Below are 16025 nucleotides of genomic sequence, written 5' to 3'. Positions count from 1 at the left end.
CAGGCGCCGCGCCAGGCGACCCGACCGCGACCCCGACCCGAGGGAGAACCCGAGCCATGCATCGCATCACCGTGATCGGCGGCGGCTTCGCCGGACTGACCGCGGCCATCACCGCCGCCGAGGCGGGCGCCAAGGTCACCGTCCACGAGGCCCACCACACACTCGGCGGGCGTGCCCGGACCGCCGACGGCCCCTACCGGACCAACGACGGCCCGCACGCCCTCTACAACGGCGGCCCGCACTGGGCGTGGCTGCGCCGGCGCGACCTGATCGGCCCGCTGGCGCCGATCCCGCCGCTGGAAGCGGCCCGGCTGCGGCTGCGCCACAAGGGGGCGCTGCGCCGCACCCCGCCGTTCGCCATGCTGAAGCTGCTGCGCCGGGGAGTCGGACCGGCCCCGGTCGACACCGACTTCCTGACCTGGGCCACCGGGATCGCGGGCGAGGAGGGCGCGCGGGCCGCCGCCCACTACTGCGCCGTCGCCCTCTTCCACCACGATCCGGGCTCGCTGTCGGCCGCCTTCGTGCAGGAGCGGCTGCGGCGGGCCGCCAAGCTGCCGCCCGAGGCGCACTATCCGCGCGGCGGCTGGTCCGGGGTCGTGGACCGGATGGCCGCCCTGGCCTGGAACCTCGGCGTCCGGATGGAGACGCTCTCGCGCGTCGACACGCTCCCCACCGACACCCCCGTGATCGTCGCCACCTCCCTCGACGCGGCCCGCCGTCTGCTGGACGACCCGGCGCTGACCTGGCCGAGCGGCCGCACCACGCTGGTCGACCTGGCCGTGCGGACCCGGCGCGGCGACGCCTTCGCCGTCTCCGACCTGGACGCGCCGGGGTGGATCGAGCGGTTCACCGCGCAGGACCGCACGCTCGCACCGGCGGGCGAGCAGCTCATCCAGGGGCAGGTGCCCATCGCACCGCACGAGTCGAAGGCCGACGGCACCGCCCGCGCCGAGCAGTTGCTCGACCTCGGCTTCCCCGGCTGGCGCGAGCGGCTGACCTGGCGGCGCGAGGCGGTCGCGAACGGCCGTACCGGCGCCGTCGACCCGCCCGGCAGCACCTGGCGCGACCGGCCGGCCGTCGACCGCGGCGACGGCGTCTACCTCGCCGGCGACCAGGTCGCCTCCCCCGGTCTGCTCTCCGAGGTCTCCTTCAACAGCGCCCTGACCGCGGTCTCCCTCGCCCTCGGGCGGCGCGAGCTTGACCTCAAGCAGGCTTGAGGTCGTTCAGTGGGGTCCGCGACAGCACCGCTCGCCACCCTGGGGGTTCAGCCATGCACGCCATCCGACTGCACGCCTTCGGCCCGGCCGGGAACCTCGTCCTGGACGAGGTCGAGGACCCGGCGCCGGGCCCCGGCCAGGTCCGGATCGCCGTCCGTGCGGCGGGCGTCCACCTGCTGGACACCGCCCTGCGCGAGGGCGTTCAGGGTCCGGCGCCCGCGCTTCCCGAGCTGCCCACGATCCCGGGCCGCGAGGTCGCCGGCGTCGTGGACGCCCTCGGAGCGGGCACGCCGGCGAGCTGGCTGGGCAGGCGCGTCGTCGCCCACCTCGGCTTCGCCCCCGGCGGTTACGCCGAGCTCGCCGTCACCGATCTCGCCCGCCTGCACGAGATCCCCGCGAACCTGGACTTCGCCGAGGCCGTCGCCATGATCGGCACGGGGCGTACGACGATGGGGATCCTGCAGTTCGCCGACCTCGGCCCCGGTTCCGTGGCCGTGGTCACGGCCGCCGCGGGCGGTATCGGCACACTGCTGGTGCAGTACGCGAAGAACGCCGGCGCCACGGTGGTCGGCCTCGCCGGTGGTCCGGAGAAGACCGCGCTGGTCACCGCGAACGGCGCCGATCTCGCCGTCGACTACACGGAGCCGCGGTGGCCCGCGAAGGTCCGCGCCCACCTGGGCGGGGGGCCGGCCACCGTCGTCTTCGACGGCGTCGGCGGCGACGTGGCGCGCGAGGCGGTCGCCCTGCTCGGTCCCGGCGGCCGGCACCTGGTCTTCGGCTGGTCGGGCGAGGGCCCGCACGACGGCGCCCCGTACCTCGTGGACGGTGTCTCCCAGCAGGTCCTCGGACCGGTGATGACGGAGAAGGCCGGCGGTGCCGACCCGGTACGCACTCTCGAACTGCGGGCCCTCGCCGAGGCCGCCGAGGGCCGGCTCGTCCCGGCCGTGCGGCGCTTCCCGCTCGCCGACGCCGCCGCCGCGCACCGCGCCCTGGAGACCCGGGGGACGACCGGGAAGGTGGTCCTCGAACCATGACCGGCGGCCGGCGTGCCGATCCGCGCGACGGCTCGGGCAACGGGATGCGACACGTCCCGAATCGTGTTCTTCTGGCGAAATGAGTGGCTCCCGGACAGGTCGGCCAGGGGAACCCGCCGCGCCCGCGGAGACCGATCCCCACCGCTGGTGGGGGCTGGTCGTCATCGCACTGGCCCAGCTGATGGTCGTCCTCGACGCGACGATCGTGAACATCGCGCTGCCTTCGGCCCAGCGCGACCTGGACATGTCCGACGCCAACCGGCAGTGGGTGATCACCGCGTACACCCTCGCCTTCGGCGGCCTGCTGTTGCTCGGCGGGCGGGTCGCGGACCTGGTGGGGCGCAAACGCACCTTCGTCATCGGGCTGATCGGCTTCGCCGCCGCCTCGGCGATCGGCGGCGCCGCCACCACGTCGGTGATGCTCTTCGGGGCGCGCGCCCTCCAGGGCGTCTTCGCCGCCGTTCTGGCGCCGTCCGCGCTGTCCCTGCTGACGACGACCTTCACCGACCCGAAGGAACGCGGGAAGGCGTTCGGCATCTACGGCGCGCTGGCCGGCAGCGGCTCCGCGATCGGGTTCATCGTCGGCGGTGTGCTCACCGAGTACCTGAACTGGCGCTGGTGCCTGTACGTCAACATCCCCATCGCGGTCGTGGCGGTGATCGGCGCGTTCGCCCTGCTGCACGACCGGCCCGGCCACGCCGAGGCCCGGCTCGACGTGCCCGGCGTGATCCTCGGCTGCGGCGGCCTCGTCGCCCTCGTCTACGGCTTCAGCGAGGCCCAGCCCCGGGGCTGGACCGACCCGCTGGTGCTGGCGCTGTTCGCCCTGGCCGTGGTCCTGCTGGCCGCGTTCGTGTGGTGGCAGACCCGGGCGCGGACGCCGCTGCTGCCGCTGCACGTCATCCGGGAGCGCAACCGCGCGGGCTGCTTCCTGACGATGATGCTGGCGGTCATCGGCATGTTCGGGCTGTTCCTGTTCATGACCTACTACCTCCAGGTCATCCTCGGCTACTCCCCCGTGCGGACCGGCCTGGCGTTCCTGCCGCTGACCGCCGCGATCGTCGTGGGCTCCACCCAGATCTCCGCGCGGCTGCTGCCGCACGTGGGCCCGCGCATGCTGATGGTGCCCGGCATGCTCCTCGCCTCCGGCGGCATGGTGATCCTGACGCGGATGACCGTGCACTCGGAGTACGTCACCGAGATCCTCCCCGCGCTGCTCCTGATGGGTCTCGGCATGGGCCTGACCTTCATGCCGGTGTTCTCCACGGCCACCGCCGGGGTCGCCCCCAAGGACTCCGGTGTGACCTCCGCGACGGTCAACACCTCGCAGCAGGTGGGCGGCTCGATCGGTACGGCGCTGCTCAACACGATCGCGACCAGTACGAGTGCGTCGTGGATCGCGGCGCATCTGAGGGACCCCGCGCAGCGGGAGCTGATCGTGCGGGAGGGGATCGTGCACGGGTACACGGTCGCGATCTGGGTGGCGGCCGGTGTGATGCTGCTGGCGGGCGTGGTGGCGGGGGTGATGGTGACGGCGAAGGCGCCGAAGCACGGGGTGCCGGCGGACCGGGCGGTGCGGGAGCCGGTGGGATGACGCCCCGGGGTTGCGGCTGGGGATGGGCGGTCCGGGGGCGCGGGGTGCCCGTGGGGTGAGCTGGGGATGGGCGCGCGGCCCGGCGGCGCGGGGTGCCCGTGGGATGAGCTGGGGACGGGCGCGCGGCCCGGGGGCGCGGGGTGCCGTTGCGCCCACCCGTGCCGCCTGGGAGTACCTCCAGGCCGTTCAGGCACTGGGGGAGGCACGACTGCCCGCAGCTGTGCGGATGCGACTGCCCGCGGCCGGGGGGGCGCATGTAGCGTCGGATGGGTGATTGACGTTCCGGAAGGGCTCGCGGCTGCGCAGGTCAAGTACAACGGGGCGGCCGGGCGTGCGTTCGTCGACGGGCTGCCCGACTTGGCCGCCGGGTTCCTGGAGCAGTGGGGACTGCGGCTCGACGGGCCGGCGATGCACGGGGTGGCGGCGCTGGTGCTCCCGGTCGTGCGCCGGGACGGTACCGAGGCCGTGCTGAAGCTCCAGATCCCCGACGCGGAGACCGAGGGCGAGCCCCTCGCGCTGGAGGCGTGGGCCGGCGACGGAGCGGTGCGGCTGCTCGACCACGACGCGGCCACCGGGACCATGCTCCTGGAGCGGCTGGACGCCGGCCGGATGCTCGTTCACGTCGAGGACTCCCGCGAGGCCGTCCTGGTCATCGCCCGGCTGCTCGCCCGCCTCACCGCGACGCCCGCGCCGCCCGGTGTGCGGCGGCTCGGGGACATGGCGCGGGGCATGCTGGAGCGGACGCCCGGGACGCTGGCGCGCCTCCCCGACCCGGCGGACCGACGGCTGGTCGCCGACTGCGCCGCCGCCGTGCGGGAGGTCGCCGACGAGCCGGGCGACCGGCTGCTCCACTGGGACCTGCACTACGAGAACGTGCTCGCCGCGGACCGCGCCCCCTGGCTCGCCATCGACCCCAAGCCGCTGGCCGGCGACCCCGGCTTCGATCTGCTGCCCGCCCTCCACAACCGCTACGACCCGGCCGAGACCCGGTGGCGTTTCGACGCCATGACCGACGTCCTCGGCCTCGACCGGGAGCGCGCCCGCGCCTGGTCCCTCGGCCGTGTGCTGCAGAACAGCCTGTGGAACGCCGAGGACGGCAACCCGCTGGCGACCGAGCAGACGGAGATCGGGCGGCTGCTGCGCGGCCTGTGAGGAGCGCGCCCGCCGGCCGTCCCGTGATCAGCACCGGGTGTCCGGGTGCGGCTCCCGTTCCCGGTGTCCGCCGCGCTCCAGCGCGCCCGGCAGTTCCGTCCTGCGCCGTATCCGCAGCTTGCGGTAGGTGCTGGTCAGATGGGTCTCCACGGTGCGCCGGGCGAGGTGGAGGAGTTCGGCGATCTCGGTGTTGGTGCGGCCGTCGGCGGCCAGTTCGGCGATCCGGCGCTCGCTGCCGGTCAGCGCGCCGGCGCCGGTGCGGGTCGCCGCGGGGCCTCGTGCGCCGCCCTCGCGCAGCGCCTGTCCGGCCAGGTGGAGCCAGCGCCGGGCGCCCCTGCGTTCGGCCAGGTCGGCGGCCTCCCGCAGCCGGGACCGGGCGCGTCCGCGTTCGCCCGCGTCCAGGAGCTGGCGTCCCTGGGCGAGCAGCGCGGGGATCAGCTCCATGTCGGTGTCGACGGCCGCGTCGCGCAGGGTCCGTACGGCCTCCTCGGCCAGCTCGAGACCGCGCCGCCCGCCGGTCGCGGTGCCCAGCACCCGCAGGGCGCGGCCCACGGTGCGCGGGGTGTTCCACACCCGGGCCAGCCGCAGCTCCTCCGTCGCCAGGGCCAGCGCCTCGGGGCCGCCGCCGAACGCCAGCCGTATCTCGGCGGCGGCGGTCCGCCACGGGGTGACGACCGGACTGACCACCTCGCGGGCCGACTGGCGCCGGCCGCACTCCAGGAAGTCGTGGAGCGCTCCCATGGGATCGCCGGTGGCGGCGCGCAGCACGCCCCGCGCGTACAGGTAGCGGTTCAGCTCCCAGTTCTCCGGGACCTCGCGCAGGTCGAAACGGTCGGCGAGGCGCAGTGCCTCGTCGCTGCGGCCGGTGTGGACCAGCGCCATCAGGGCGTGGGCGTCCCGGTTGGTGGGGCCGGGTCCGGGTCCGGGGTCGGCGGCGAGGGTGAGCAGCCGGGTGTGGTCGCCGCGGGAGGCAGCGATGTCGGCGCGGGTGTTGAGCAGCGCGTGCCGCATCGGGTGCAGCAGGGCGGGGTGCTGTCCGGCCAGGCCGCGTTCCACGAGCCGTTCGGCCTCGTCGAGTTCGTCGGCCCACTGGGCGACCGCGGCGGCCGTGCCGAGGAGGAAGGGTTCGGCGAGCGGGTCGGTGGGCTGCGCGAGCAGGTCCCGTACCCGGGTCATCGCCTCGTCGGCGGAGATCAGCGCGGCCGTCGCCGCGTACCGCACCAGCAGGGCCTGTCCGGCGGTGCCGATCAGTTCCGGGGAGTGCCGGCCGGTGTCGGACAGCCACCGGTACACCTCCTGCCGGGTCGCCGGGTCCTCGTCGGACAGCAGCGCGCCGGCGGCCTGCACCGTGCGGGCGAGCCCCGGATGGGCGGCCAGCCGGCCCTCGGTGCGGCGCAGTACCTCCATCGCCGTACTGATCTCGCCGCGGCCGGCCAGCGCGGTGCCGAGGGCGACGGCCGTACGCACCTGGTTGCGCGGCTCGGCCGGCAGGTTCTGGGCCTCGGCGAGCCGCGCGATGGCGGCCGGGGTGTCGGCCGACGCGTACTCCAGGGAGCCCAGTTCGGTCAGCAGCCGCTGCCGGAGGTCGTCGGACAGCGGTTCGTCCAGGGCCCGGCGCAGATAGCCGACGGCGTCGGCGGGCCGGGCGTCGTGCACGGCGACCGTGACGGCGTCGCGCAGGACGCGCAGCGCCCAGGACCGGCCGACTGCCGGGGTGCGCAGCAGGTGCCGGGCGACCGCCTCGACCCGCGCGCCGCGGCGCAGCATCGCTTCCGCGGCCGCCCGGTGCACGGCCTCGCGGCGCGGCCGGGGCCAGCCGCTGAGGACGGCGTCGCGCAGCAGCGGGTGCGCGTAGCGGGGGCGGCCGTCGGCGTCGGGACGCAGCAGACCGAGCCGCGTCATGGCGGCGAGCCAGCCCTCGATCCGCACGGGGTCGGCCCCGACCGCCTCGGCGAGCACGCCGACCGGGGCCCCGGCCGTCCCCCGCTCCGCGGGCGGGCGGGGGGCGTGCCGGAGCGCCGCCGGGTGCGGGGCGGACGCGGGCGGGTCGGTGCGGCCGTAGCCGGCGCCGCCGGGTGCGGGCTCGGGGCGGCCGCCGTACGGGGCGGACTCCGGGAACGGGTACGGGTCCCGGTACGGCGGGTACGGCACCTCGGTGGTGGACGGCGGGTACTGCGCCTCGGTGAGGTGCGGCGGGTACTGCGCCTCGGTGGGGTGCGGGTAGGGGCCGTGCTCCCCGAGTTCCGCCAGCAGGCCCGGCCCGCCGAACGCCGGGAAGTCCGTTCCGCGCGCGTACTCCGACGGCGCTGCCCACGGGTCTCGCCCGGCGTCCCCCGCGTCCGCGCTCCACACGTCCCGGCAGCCGGGCGCGGTGGCGGCGGGCCGGCGCGACCGCACCGCCGGGGCGTCGTGCGGGTGCCGGGGCACGGGCTCGGATGCCGGTGTCCGCTGGTGCGGGAGGGCATGCCGGAGCGCGCCCCGGCGCGGTGGCGGGCCCGCGGGCCAGGCCTGTTCCAGGGCGGCGAGGCCGCGGGCCGCGTCGGCCGTCTCGGGGCCCGCGCTGTTCAGCCACCAGGAGACGGCCGCCGGGTAGGACCCGGGGTACAGCGCGGCGCAGCTGTCCGGCACGGGCGGGATGCCGTCGGGGTGCGGGGTGCCGCCGAGGTCGTCCAGGAGGGCGTGCAGGAGCAGCGGGCTGCCCGCGCCGGCCCGTACGACCTCCCGCGTCCAGGGCGGGGACGCGTGCGGGAAGGCGTCGCGGACCAGCCCGGCCGCCGCCGTGTCGCTGAGCGGGGCCAGGGTGTGGGTGCGCACCAGGGACGGCGAGAGCGCCTGGGTGAGTCCGGGGGGCCGCGGGTCGATGTCGTACTGGCTGCGCTCGGTGGCGACCAGCAGGACCGGTAATCGGTCGACGTGCCGGGCCGCCTCCGCCAGCCAGCGGCGCGAGGAGTCGTCGGCGAGGTGGACGTCGTCGACGGCCACCAGGACCGGCCCTTCGGCCGCGTACGAGCGCAGCAGCCGCCACAGCCGGGCCGCGCTGCCCCGGTCGTCGCCGCCGGGCGCCATGTCGGTGAACTCCGGGACCGGGCCGAGGAGATGGAGGACCATGGCGAAGGGCACCGGGGTGTCCTCGGGCGAGCAGCGCACGCGCAGCACCCGCAGGCCCCGGTCCTCGGCGTGCCGGGCCGCGGTCTCCAGTACGGCGGTGCGCCCGGTGCCGCTGGCGCCGCGCAGCAGGACGAGGCGGCCGGTGCCGGCCCGGGCACGCTCGATCTCGGCGGCCAACAGCGCGTGCGCGTCGTCGCGTTCACGGAGCGGTCCGGTCATCGGTGCCTCCTGTGGTGGACGGTGCTCCCCCGGGTGTGAGACGAATCACCGAGGGGAACGGTGGTCCGAAGTGGCGCGGGTCACGGTGGCGCGCGGCCGTTTCCACGGGCCCCCGCGCCCTCGCGCGAGCCCGGACGCCTGCCCGGACACCTGCCCGGCGGCCCCTTGTGGGGGTCGGCGCCCAGGTCTCGTGGTGTACCTCGTGGTGGTCCACGATTGCGAAGTCCCAGCAGTCCCATAAGTGTGGAACACGCACATCCGCTACCGGCCTGTGCCGTATTGCGGGCACGTGAAGAGGGGGGAAACGGTTGCTCAACTCACCCCGGAACACCACCACATCCATCACCACCGCCACCTCGGCGCGCGGTTCCGGCCAGGCCGCCGGCGTCGTCGACCGGCGCGTGCCGGTGGCGGTGTCCGCTCCGGACCCGATCAGTCGCGAGGGCGCGGTCAGCCAGCTGCGCCGGCACCCGGAGATAGACCTGCGCGAGGAGTCGGGGCCCGGCACGGTGGCCCTGCTCATCGAGGACGCGCTCGACGACCCGGCGCTCACCCGGCTGCGCCGGATCGTGCGCAGCGAGGGAGCGCGCGCCGTGCTCGTGGTCGGCGCGATCCGCGAGAGCGAACTGCTGGACGTCGTCGAGTGCGGCGTCGGCGCGATCGTCTGGCGGCACGAGGCCACCGCACACCGGCTGGTGCAGGCCGTACTGGCCGCCTCGCGCGGCGACGGCGACCTGCCCGCGGACCTGCTGGGCCGGCTGATCAGCCAGGTCGGCACCCTGCACCGGGGCGCGGCGGGCCGCCCCGGCGCCCCCTCGCTGGGCCTCGCACCCCGAGAGGTGGACGTCCTGCGGCTGGTCGCCGAGGGTCTCGACACCGGAGAAATCGCCGGCAAGTTGTCCTACTCCGAACGCACCGTCAAGAACGTCATGCACGGCCTCACCACGCGGCTCCATCTGCGCAACCGCGCGCATGCCGTGGCCTATGCCCTCCGGGAAGGCTACATCTGACCGAACGGGCAATCGAACGTGGGCCTTTCGGGCCGCACGGGCAGGGCGTGCTGCCCGGCCGCCGTCCCCGTGGCGCGTGCGGCCGGGAGTGCCCCGGGGCACGATCGAACGACGGGTGTCCCGGACAACGGATGCCCAGGACGGGCAAGGCGGGAGCGCGAGCGTGATCCACGAGGTGGACGAGGTCCTCAAGACCCTCCTCACGAGCGGGGCGTTGACGGACTCGGGCATCGACGTGGCCTTCGAGGCACCCACCCGTGACTGGGCGGCCCGGCGCAACGCCCCCGTGGTCAACACCTACTTGTACGACATCCGCGAGGACGTGAGCCGTAGGCACCGGGGCCAGATGTCGGTGCGCGACGAGGACGACATCGTCGTCAAGCGCCGCCAGCCGCCGCGCTGGTTCCGGCTGTCGTACCTGGTGACGGCCTGGACGAAGACCCCGCAGGACGAACACCGTCTGCTGTCCGCGGTCCTGGCGACCCTGCTGCCTCGCGAGCTGCTGCCGGCTTCCGAACTCCCCGGCTCACTGGGCGCGCTGGGTCTGTCCGTGCCGCTGACCGTGGCCGGCATCCAGACGGAGTCCCGGTCCCTCGCCGAGATCTGGTCCGCCCTGGGCGGCGAGCTGAAGCCGTCCCTCGACCTGGTGGTGACCGCGCCCTTCCCGGCCTTCCCCGAGTACGACGCCGGGCCCCCGGTCACCGAGGGCGCGACGGTCCGGATCGGCGGCATGGAGGGCGACCCGCCGCTCCCCCAGGGACGCTCCCACCGGCCGCACCAGGTGGCGGCCGCGCGCGCCGTCCGCAAGGCCACCCCGGACGGTCGTACGAAACGGCAGTGACACCAGTGACATCAGCGACGCCCGTGCCCCCGCCACCGACGGTGCACACTCCCGGCACCGACCGCCCACCGGCCGCCGGCCCGTCCGGCGACCCCGCGCGGGCGCTGCTCGTCCGGCTCGGCGTCCTGCGGGAACGGGTGACCTCGCTGGTCGAGCACCGCACCGCCGACGACCCCACGGCCGACGACCCGCTGCGCGGCCTGTACCTGCCCGACGAGGCCGTCCACCACCTGCTGCGCACCTGGCCGTCCGGCACCGGTGCGTCCGAGACCGCGGAGCCCCCGGCCCACGCCGGCTCTCCGGCCCGCCTCGACGACACTCCGGGCCGCGCCGGCTCCCCGGCCGGCCCCGGTGACCGGCTGGCGCGGCTGGCCGGGCGGGCACGGCTGACCGAGCTGGACACCGCCGTCCTGCTCGTCGCCCTGGCCCCGGACGTCGACCGCACCTTCGAGCCGCTCTACGGCTATCTCAACAACGACGTCAGCCGCCGACGCGCCACCGTGGGCCTCGCCCTCGACCTGTGCGGGGTGCCCGAGCACGCGGCGGCGGCCCGTGCCCGGTTCCACCCGTCCGCGCCGCTGCGCGCCCTCGGGATGCTGGAGGTGGAGGAGCCCGAGCGCCCCTTCCTCACCCGCTCGCTGCGGGCCCCTGACCGGCTGATCGGCCATCTGCTCGGCGACGACACCCCGGACGCCGGGCTCCTCGGCCTGCTGCTCCCGATGCCGGACCCGCTGCCCGCCGCGGGCACCGACGCGGACGCGTTCGTCCGCCGGCTGGCCGCCCGACTGCACGAGGGCCCGCTCACCGCCTACCTGCGGGAACCGCGTGAGGGCGACGGCCTGGCCGCGCTCGCCTTCGCCCTGGACGCCGCGGGTGTCGACGCGCTGCGCTGCACCGAGCCCGCCGACCACGTCCCCGAGCTGCTGCGCGAGGCCCGCCTCGGCGACCGGGCGGTCGTGGTGGCGGGTCTGCCCGAGAAGCCGGGCCCGCTGGTGCGCGCGCTGACCGCGGCCAGGGACGTGACCGTCCTGCTGACGGACCCCCGCCCGTACGACCCGCACTGGTCGCCGACCGACCCGCTGGTGCTTGACGCACCGGGCCGCCGGGCCGGGGGCGCCGCCGCCTGGCGGGCCGCGCTGGGAACCGACGCCGACGGGTTCGACCTGGCCACGGCCGTCGCCCCGTACCGGCTCGGCGGAGACCGCATCCAGCGGGCCGCGCACACCGCCCGCGCCCTCGCCGCCTTCGACGGCACCCCGGTCACCGCCGACCACGTCCGGCTCGCCGCCCGCCGGCAGTCGGCCTCCGGCCTGGAGAGCCACGCCCGGCGCATCCGGCCGGCCGTGGACTGGCGGGACCTCGTCCTCCCCGACAAGCCCCTGGTCCAGTTGCGCGAGCTCGCCCTGCGCGCCCGCCATCGCGACCGCGTGCTCGGCGACTGGCGGCTCAGCGCGGGCGGCGGACGCGGCCGGGGCGTCCTCGGCCTCTTCGCGGGCGAGTCCGGCACCGGCAAGACCCTGTCCGCGGAGGTGGTCGCCGCCGACCTGGGCCTCGACCTGTACGTGGTCCAGCTGTCGTCGGTCGTGGACAAGTACGTCGGCGAGACCGAGAAGAACCTGGAGCGGATCTTCACGGAGGCCGACCGCACCGACGCCGTACTGCTCTTCGACGAGGCGGACGCCGTCTTCGGCAAGCGCTCCGAGGTCAAGGACGCGCACGACAAGTACGCCAACATGGAGAGCGCCTACCTGCTCCAGCGCCTGGAGTCCTTCGACGGCATCGCCCTGCTCACCACCAACCTGCGGGCCAACATCGACGAGGCGTTCACCCGGCGCCTGGACCTGGTGGTCGACTTCCCCTTCCCCGACGCCGAGCAGCGCCTGGCGCTCTGGCGGCACGGCCTGTCCCGGGTCCCCTGCTCCGACGGCATCGACGCGGAGCCGCTGGCCCGGGAGTTCGAGCTGGCCGGCGGTTCGATCCGCAGCGCCGTGGTCACCGCCGCCTACCTCGCCGCCGGACGCGACGACACGGTGACGGCGGACGACCTCCTGGAGGGCGCCCGCCGCGAGTACCGCAAGGCCGGCCGGCTGGTCCCGGGAGAAGGCGGCTGGTGACCGCCGCCGGGACCGCCTGACCCTCAGCCCCTCTTCGGGTGGATGATCTCCCACTCCTGGTCGTCGACGTTGCTGCAGTTGTCGAGCACCATCTTGGAGAAGAGGGCACCGCCGTTCGCGCCCTCGACGCCGAGGCACTTCTGGTTGCTGGCGAAGTTGCGGATCCAGTAGGCCCCGCTCTCCTGCTTGTCGATCCACCAGACCTGGTTGTCGGTCGGGACCTCGTTGTCGCAGTGGAACTCGGTGACGGGCGTCCCCACTGCGGCGGAGCCGTGGTCGGGCAGGTCCATGCAGTACTTGTCCTTGATGTTCCGGATCTGGAAGAGGTCCGCCCCGCCGGGGCCGGCCTTCTTGAACCTCACCTCGAGGTTCCAGATCTGGTTGTCCCCGTCGGTGTCGTCGCAGACGGCCTGCTGGACGGGTCCGTCGAGCTCGCCCTTCTCCCGGCCGGGGAGTTCGGCGCACATGTGGCTGGTGGTGTTCCGCAGCAGGATGTTCCGGGCGGGGACCACCGGCGTCACGGTCGGCTTGTCGGGCTTCTTGCTCTCCCCGCCGCCCTTGCCCTCGTCGTCCTTCTCGGCGCCGCCGCCGTCGTCCTTCGTCTCCTGCCCGGCCGGTTCCTGCAACTTCGGCTGCTCGGCGGGCGCGGACTCGGCGGTGCTGGGCAGGGTCTGGGGGCTGGCACTGGGACTGGGGGCCAGCGCGGCCCCCGCCTGCTGCGTCTGCTCGGTGGCGCTGGTGCGGACCTGCGGCTTGTACGCGATCCAGATCATCACGAACGCCAGCGCGAGCGCCACGAAGACACCGAGGAACGTCGCCAGCCAGCGGGGCAGGAACCCGCGCTGCACGTACGTGCCCTCGACCTCCGTCGGATCGACGCCGGAGCGGCGTACCGCCAGCTTGTACGGCCGCTCCTCCTTCGACCCGAACCAGATGATCTGCTTCGGCTTCAGCGTCGTCTCCACGAACGCCGCACGGCCCGGCTCGATCTGCACGTTCCCCGGCCGCACCTCGTACGACAGATGATCACCGGTGTCGCTGCCCGCGACCGACGCCGTCACCTTCGTGTTGCCGAGGTTGTCCACCGCCAGCCGCGGCCGCCCCCGGAACCGCCCCTTCACCGTCGGCGGCACCAACTCCGCCCGCACCTCGGTGAACGCCGTGATCGTGAGGTTCCCCTCCGGCACCGTCACCGCATCCGGATGCTCCGTCGGCGTGATCCGCACCGCGTACGGGTTCGGCCCCGCCGCCGCGTCCGGCGTACGCGGCGGAGCGAACGTCAGCTCCACCGTGCCGGTCGTCCCCGGATACAGGCGAAGCGTCGGCGGCTCGACCGTCGTCCACGGGGCCACGTCCCCCACCGGCTCGAACCGGTACTCGTCCACCACGTCACCGGTATTACGCACCCTCAGGCGCACACGCGTACTGCTGCCGGGGTCCACAGTCGCGGACGCGGGCTCCAGGGAAGTCCACAGGCTCACGCGGCGAGGCTACGGCTCAACTCCCGGCGGAGCACCGGCACTCGGGGCAGTACCGGCTGCCCCAAGGTGCCTGGTCGGGCGGCTGCCCGGGCTACGGGGTCACTCCTTGTTCGGGTGAATGATCTTCCACTCCTGGTCGTCCGTGTTGGTGCAGTCGGCGATGTTGAGCGGAGTCTCGGTGCCGGCGTTCTGGCCCTTCACGTTCAGGCACTTGTTGTTGCTGGCGAAGTTGCGGATCCAGTAGTCCCCGCTCTCCTGCTTGTCGACCCACCAGAGCTGGTTGTCGGCCTTCGTGCCGTCGCAGTGGAACTCGGCGACCCCCGTCCCCACGGGGCGTGCGCCGTACTCCCCCAGGTCCATGCAGAACTGGTCCGTGGCGTTGCGGATCTGGAAGAGCGGCACGCCGCCGGGGCCACCCTTGGGGTACTTCACTTCGAGGTGCCAGTACTCGTTGTCGCCCTCTTCGTGGCAGTTGGCCTGCTGGACGACCCCGTTGATCTCGCCCTTGCCCCGGCCGGGGATGTCGGCGCACATGTGGGTGGTTGCGTTGCGCAGCATGACGTTCCGGGCGGGAACCACCGGCTTCACGGCCGGCTTGGCGGGCTTCTCGTCCTCTCCGCCGCCGTCTCCCGAGCCGTCGGCACCCCCGCCGTCCTTCTCGGTTTCCCCGGCGGCCGGCTGCTCGGGCTCCTTCGCGGGCGCGGACTCGGCGGTGCTGGGCAGGGTCTGGGGGCTGGCACTGGGACTGGGGGCCAGCGCGGCGCCCGCCTGCTGGGTCTGCTCGGTGGCGCTGGTGCGGACCTGCGGCTTGTACGCGATCCAGATCATCACGAACGCCAGCGCGAGGGCCGTGAAGATGCCGAGGAAGGTGGCCAGCCAGCGGGGCAGGAAGCCGCGCTGGACGTAGGTGCCCTCGACGTCGGTGGGATCGACGCCGGAGCGGCGTACCGCCAGCTTGTACGGCCGTTCCTCCTTCGACCCGAACCAGATGATCTGCTTCGGCTTCAGCGTCGTCTCCACGAACGCCGCACGGCCCGGCTCGATCTGCACGTTCGACGGCCGGATCTCGTACGAGAGGTGGTCGCCGGTGTCGCTGCCCGCGACCGAGGCGGTCACCTTCGTGTTGCCGAGGTTGTCCACCGCCAGCCGCGGCCGCCCCCGGAACCGCCCCTTCACCGTCGGCGGTACCAGTTCGGCCCGCACCTCGGTGAACGCCGTGATCGTGAGGTTCCCCTCCGGCACCGTCACCGCATCCGGATGCTCCGTCGGCGTGATCCGCACCGCGTACGGGTTCGGCCCCGCCGCCGCGTCCGGCGTACGCGGCGGAGCGAACGTCAGCTCCACCGTGCCGGTCGTGCCCGGATACAGGCGAAGCGTCGGCGGCTCGACCGTCGTCCAGGGGGCCACGTCCCCGACGGGTTCGAACCGGTACTCGTCCACCACGTCACCGGTGTTGCGCACCCGCAGCCGTACGCGCGTACTGCTGCCGGGATCGACGGTGGCGGACGCGGGCTCCAGGGAAGTCCACAGGCTCATCGGATCCGTACCGTTCTACTCCGTGTCGTCCGCGTGGTCCGTGACCGCTCCCCGGGCGGCGACGGACGGGGCGATCTTCGCGCCCGCGCCGAAGGCGGCGCCGTCGGCCTCCGCGGCCCGTTCGGAGCCCTGGCCCGGGTCGGTCACGGCGAGTCCGGCACCGTTGTCGTTGCCCGTCTCCCGGACGCCCGACAGGTTCTCCTTGACGTGGCCCAGCTCATGGCCGATGACGTCCTTGCGGCCGGCCGCCTGCGGACCGAGGAAGACATGGGTGCCGACCGTCATCGCCTGCGCGCCCAGTGCCGCGGTGGCGCGCTGGGCCACCGGGTTGTCGTGGACGCGGGTGGGAGAGAGGTCGGTCTGGTAGAACGACTCCGCCTCGGAGCGCAGGGACCCGCCGAGCGGGCTGCTCGGCGTGGCCATGGCCTCGTTGAGCAGCTGGACCTGCCCCTGCGGGCTCTTGTCGTCGAAACCGTCGTGCCCGCAGCCGGCACCGTGCTGGTGCTCGTCCCGGCCGATGAGCCGCTGGACGGCGTGGTTGCCGACGGAGCGCTGGAGCGCCATGACCGTCGCGGGGGTCATCGGTGCACCGCTCACCGCTGTGGTGGGCGCGGCCACGGCCCGGTGCGGAGCCCGACCACCCCGCACGGCCTTCTGCTCGGTGGCTTCCTCGTGCGCGCGCACCATGGCTCCCTTCGACACCGGACCTGTGGCCACCAGCC

11 protein-coding genes are annotated in these 16025 nt (G+C 74.5%); 7 read left to right on the top strand and 4 right to left on the bottom strand.

Features of this window, described 5'->3' with window-relative positions:
- Positions 1 to 56 precede the first annotated feature (56 nt).
- The 4 genes from NI25_RS21730 (at position 57) to NI25_RS21715 (ending at position 4994) form a co-directional block, all read left to right on the top strand.
- Positions 57 to 1217, top strand: coding sequence for an NAD(P)-binding protein (locus NI25_RS21730; protein WP_061444040.1), 1161 nt, complete (start codon positions 57 to 59; stop codon positions 1215 to 1217).
- Positions 1218 to 1270: 53 nt separating this feature from the next.
- Positions 1271 to 2251, top strand: a complete 981-nt coding sequence (locus NI25_RS21725) for a zinc-binding dehydrogenase (RefSeq protein ID WP_061444039.1) — start codon at positions 1271 to 1273, stop codon at positions 2249 to 2251.
- Positions 2252 to 2330: 79 nt separating this feature from the next.
- A complete protein-coding gene (locus tag NI25_RS21720) occupies positions 2331 to 3842 on the top strand; it encodes an MFS transporter (protein WP_061444038.1) in 1512 nt (503 codons plus the stop codon).
- 270 nt (positions 3843 to 4112) lie between these two features.
- Positions 4113 to 4994 carry an aminoglycoside phosphotransferase family protein gene (locus NI25_RS21715; protein WP_061444037.1) on the top strand — a complete coding sequence of 294 codons (882 nt, stop codon included), beginning with the start codon at positions 4113 to 4115 and terminating at the stop codon, positions 4992 to 4994.
- Between the two features lie 27 nt (positions 4995 to 5021).
- Here NI25_RS21715 and NI25_RS21710 read toward each other — a convergent pair whose 3' ends face one another.
- On the bottom strand, positions 5022 to 8321 hold the full coding sequence (locus tag NI25_RS21710) for a helix-turn-helix transcriptional regulator (RefSeq protein WP_061444036.1): 3300 nt from the start codon (positions 8319 to 8321) through the stop codon (positions 5022 to 5024).
- A gap of 308 nt (positions 8322 to 8629) precedes the next feature.
- Here NI25_RS21710 and NI25_RS21705 point away from each other — a divergent pair, with 308 nt between their 5' ends.
- From NI25_RS21705 to NI25_RS21695, 3 genes are all read left to right on the top strand, one after another.
- On the top strand, positions 8630 to 9331 hold the full coding sequence (locus tag NI25_RS21705) for a helix-turn-helix transcriptional regulator (protein ID WP_206210570.1): 702 nt from the start codon (positions 8630 to 8632) through the stop codon (positions 9329 to 9331).
- A 163-nt stretch (positions 9332 to 9494) separates the two neighbouring features.
- Positions 9495 to 10172 (top strand): DUF4255 domain-containing protein, encoded by a 678-nt coding sequence (locus tag NI25_RS21700; RefSeq protein WP_061444035.1) that lies wholly within the window; start codon positions 9495 to 9497, stop codon positions 10170 to 10172.
- Positions 10173 to 10213: 41 nt separating this feature from the next.
- Positions 10214 to 12286: an ATP-binding protein gene (locus tag NI25_RS21695; RefSeq protein ID WP_199561117.1), complete on the top strand. Its 2073-nt coding sequence runs from the start codon at positions 10214 to 10216 to the stop codon at positions 12284 to 12286.
- A gap of 23 nt (positions 12287 to 12309) precedes the next feature.
- Here the strand turns inward: NI25_RS21695 and NI25_RS21690 are convergent, their stop codons facing one another.
- From NI25_RS21690 to NI25_RS21680, 3 genes are all read right to left on the bottom strand, one after another.
- Positions 12310 to 13767, bottom strand: coding sequence for an RICIN domain-containing protein (locus NI25_RS21690; protein ID WP_061444033.1), 1458 nt, complete (start codon positions 13765 to 13767; stop codon positions 12310 to 12312).
- Positions 13768 to 13866: 99 nt separating this feature from the next.
- Complete coding sequence (locus NI25_RS21685) at positions 13867 to 15303, bottom strand: RICIN domain-containing protein (RefSeq protein ID WP_061444032.1); 1437 nt, start codon at positions 15301 to 15303, stop codon at positions 13867 to 13869.
- A 15-nt stretch (positions 15304 to 15318) separates the two neighbouring features.
- Positions 15319 to 15990 (bottom strand): DUF4157 domain-containing protein, encoded by a 672-nt coding sequence (locus NI25_RS21680; RefSeq protein ID WP_078884691.1) that lies wholly within the window; start codon positions 15988 to 15990, stop codon positions 15319 to 15321.
- Positions 15991 to 16025 lie beyond the last annotated feature (35 nt).

It is taken from the genome of Streptomyces sp. CCM_MD2014 (assembly GCF_000772045.1).
GTDB lineage: Bacteria > Actinomycetota > Actinomycetes > Streptomycetales > Streptomycetaceae > Streptomyces > Streptomyces salinarius.
The sequence above is the reverse complement of the archived record's forward strand: the minus strand, read 5'-3'. Positions and strand labels throughout refer to the sequence as shown.

Bases quoted from the DNA above. Each gene is read 5' to 3' on its own strand.
- NI25_RS21730 (WP_061444040.1), top strand. From the start codon at position 57: ATGCATCGCATCACCGTGATCGGCGGCGGCTTCGCCGGACTGACCGCG.
- NI25_RS21725 (WP_061444039.1), top strand. From the start codon at position 1,271: ATGCACGCCATCCGACTGCACGCCTTCGGCCCGGCCGGGAACCTCGTC.
- NI25_RS21720 (WP_061444038.1), top strand. From the start codon at position 2,331: ATGAGTGGCTCCCGGACAGGTCGGCCAGGGGAACCCGCCGCGCCCGCG.
- NI25_RS21710 (WP_061444036.1), bottom strand. From the start codon at position 8,321: ATGACCGGACCGCTCCGTGAACGCGACGACGCGCACGCGCTGTTGGCC.
- NI25_RS21685 (WP_061444032.1), bottom strand. From the start codon at position 15,303: ATGAGCCTGTGGACTTCCCTGGAGCCCGCGTCCGCCACCGTCGATCCC.
- NI25_RS21680 (WP_078884691.1), bottom strand. From the start codon at position 15,990: ATGGTGCGCGCGCACGAGGAAGCCACCGAGCAGAAGGCCGTGCGGGGT.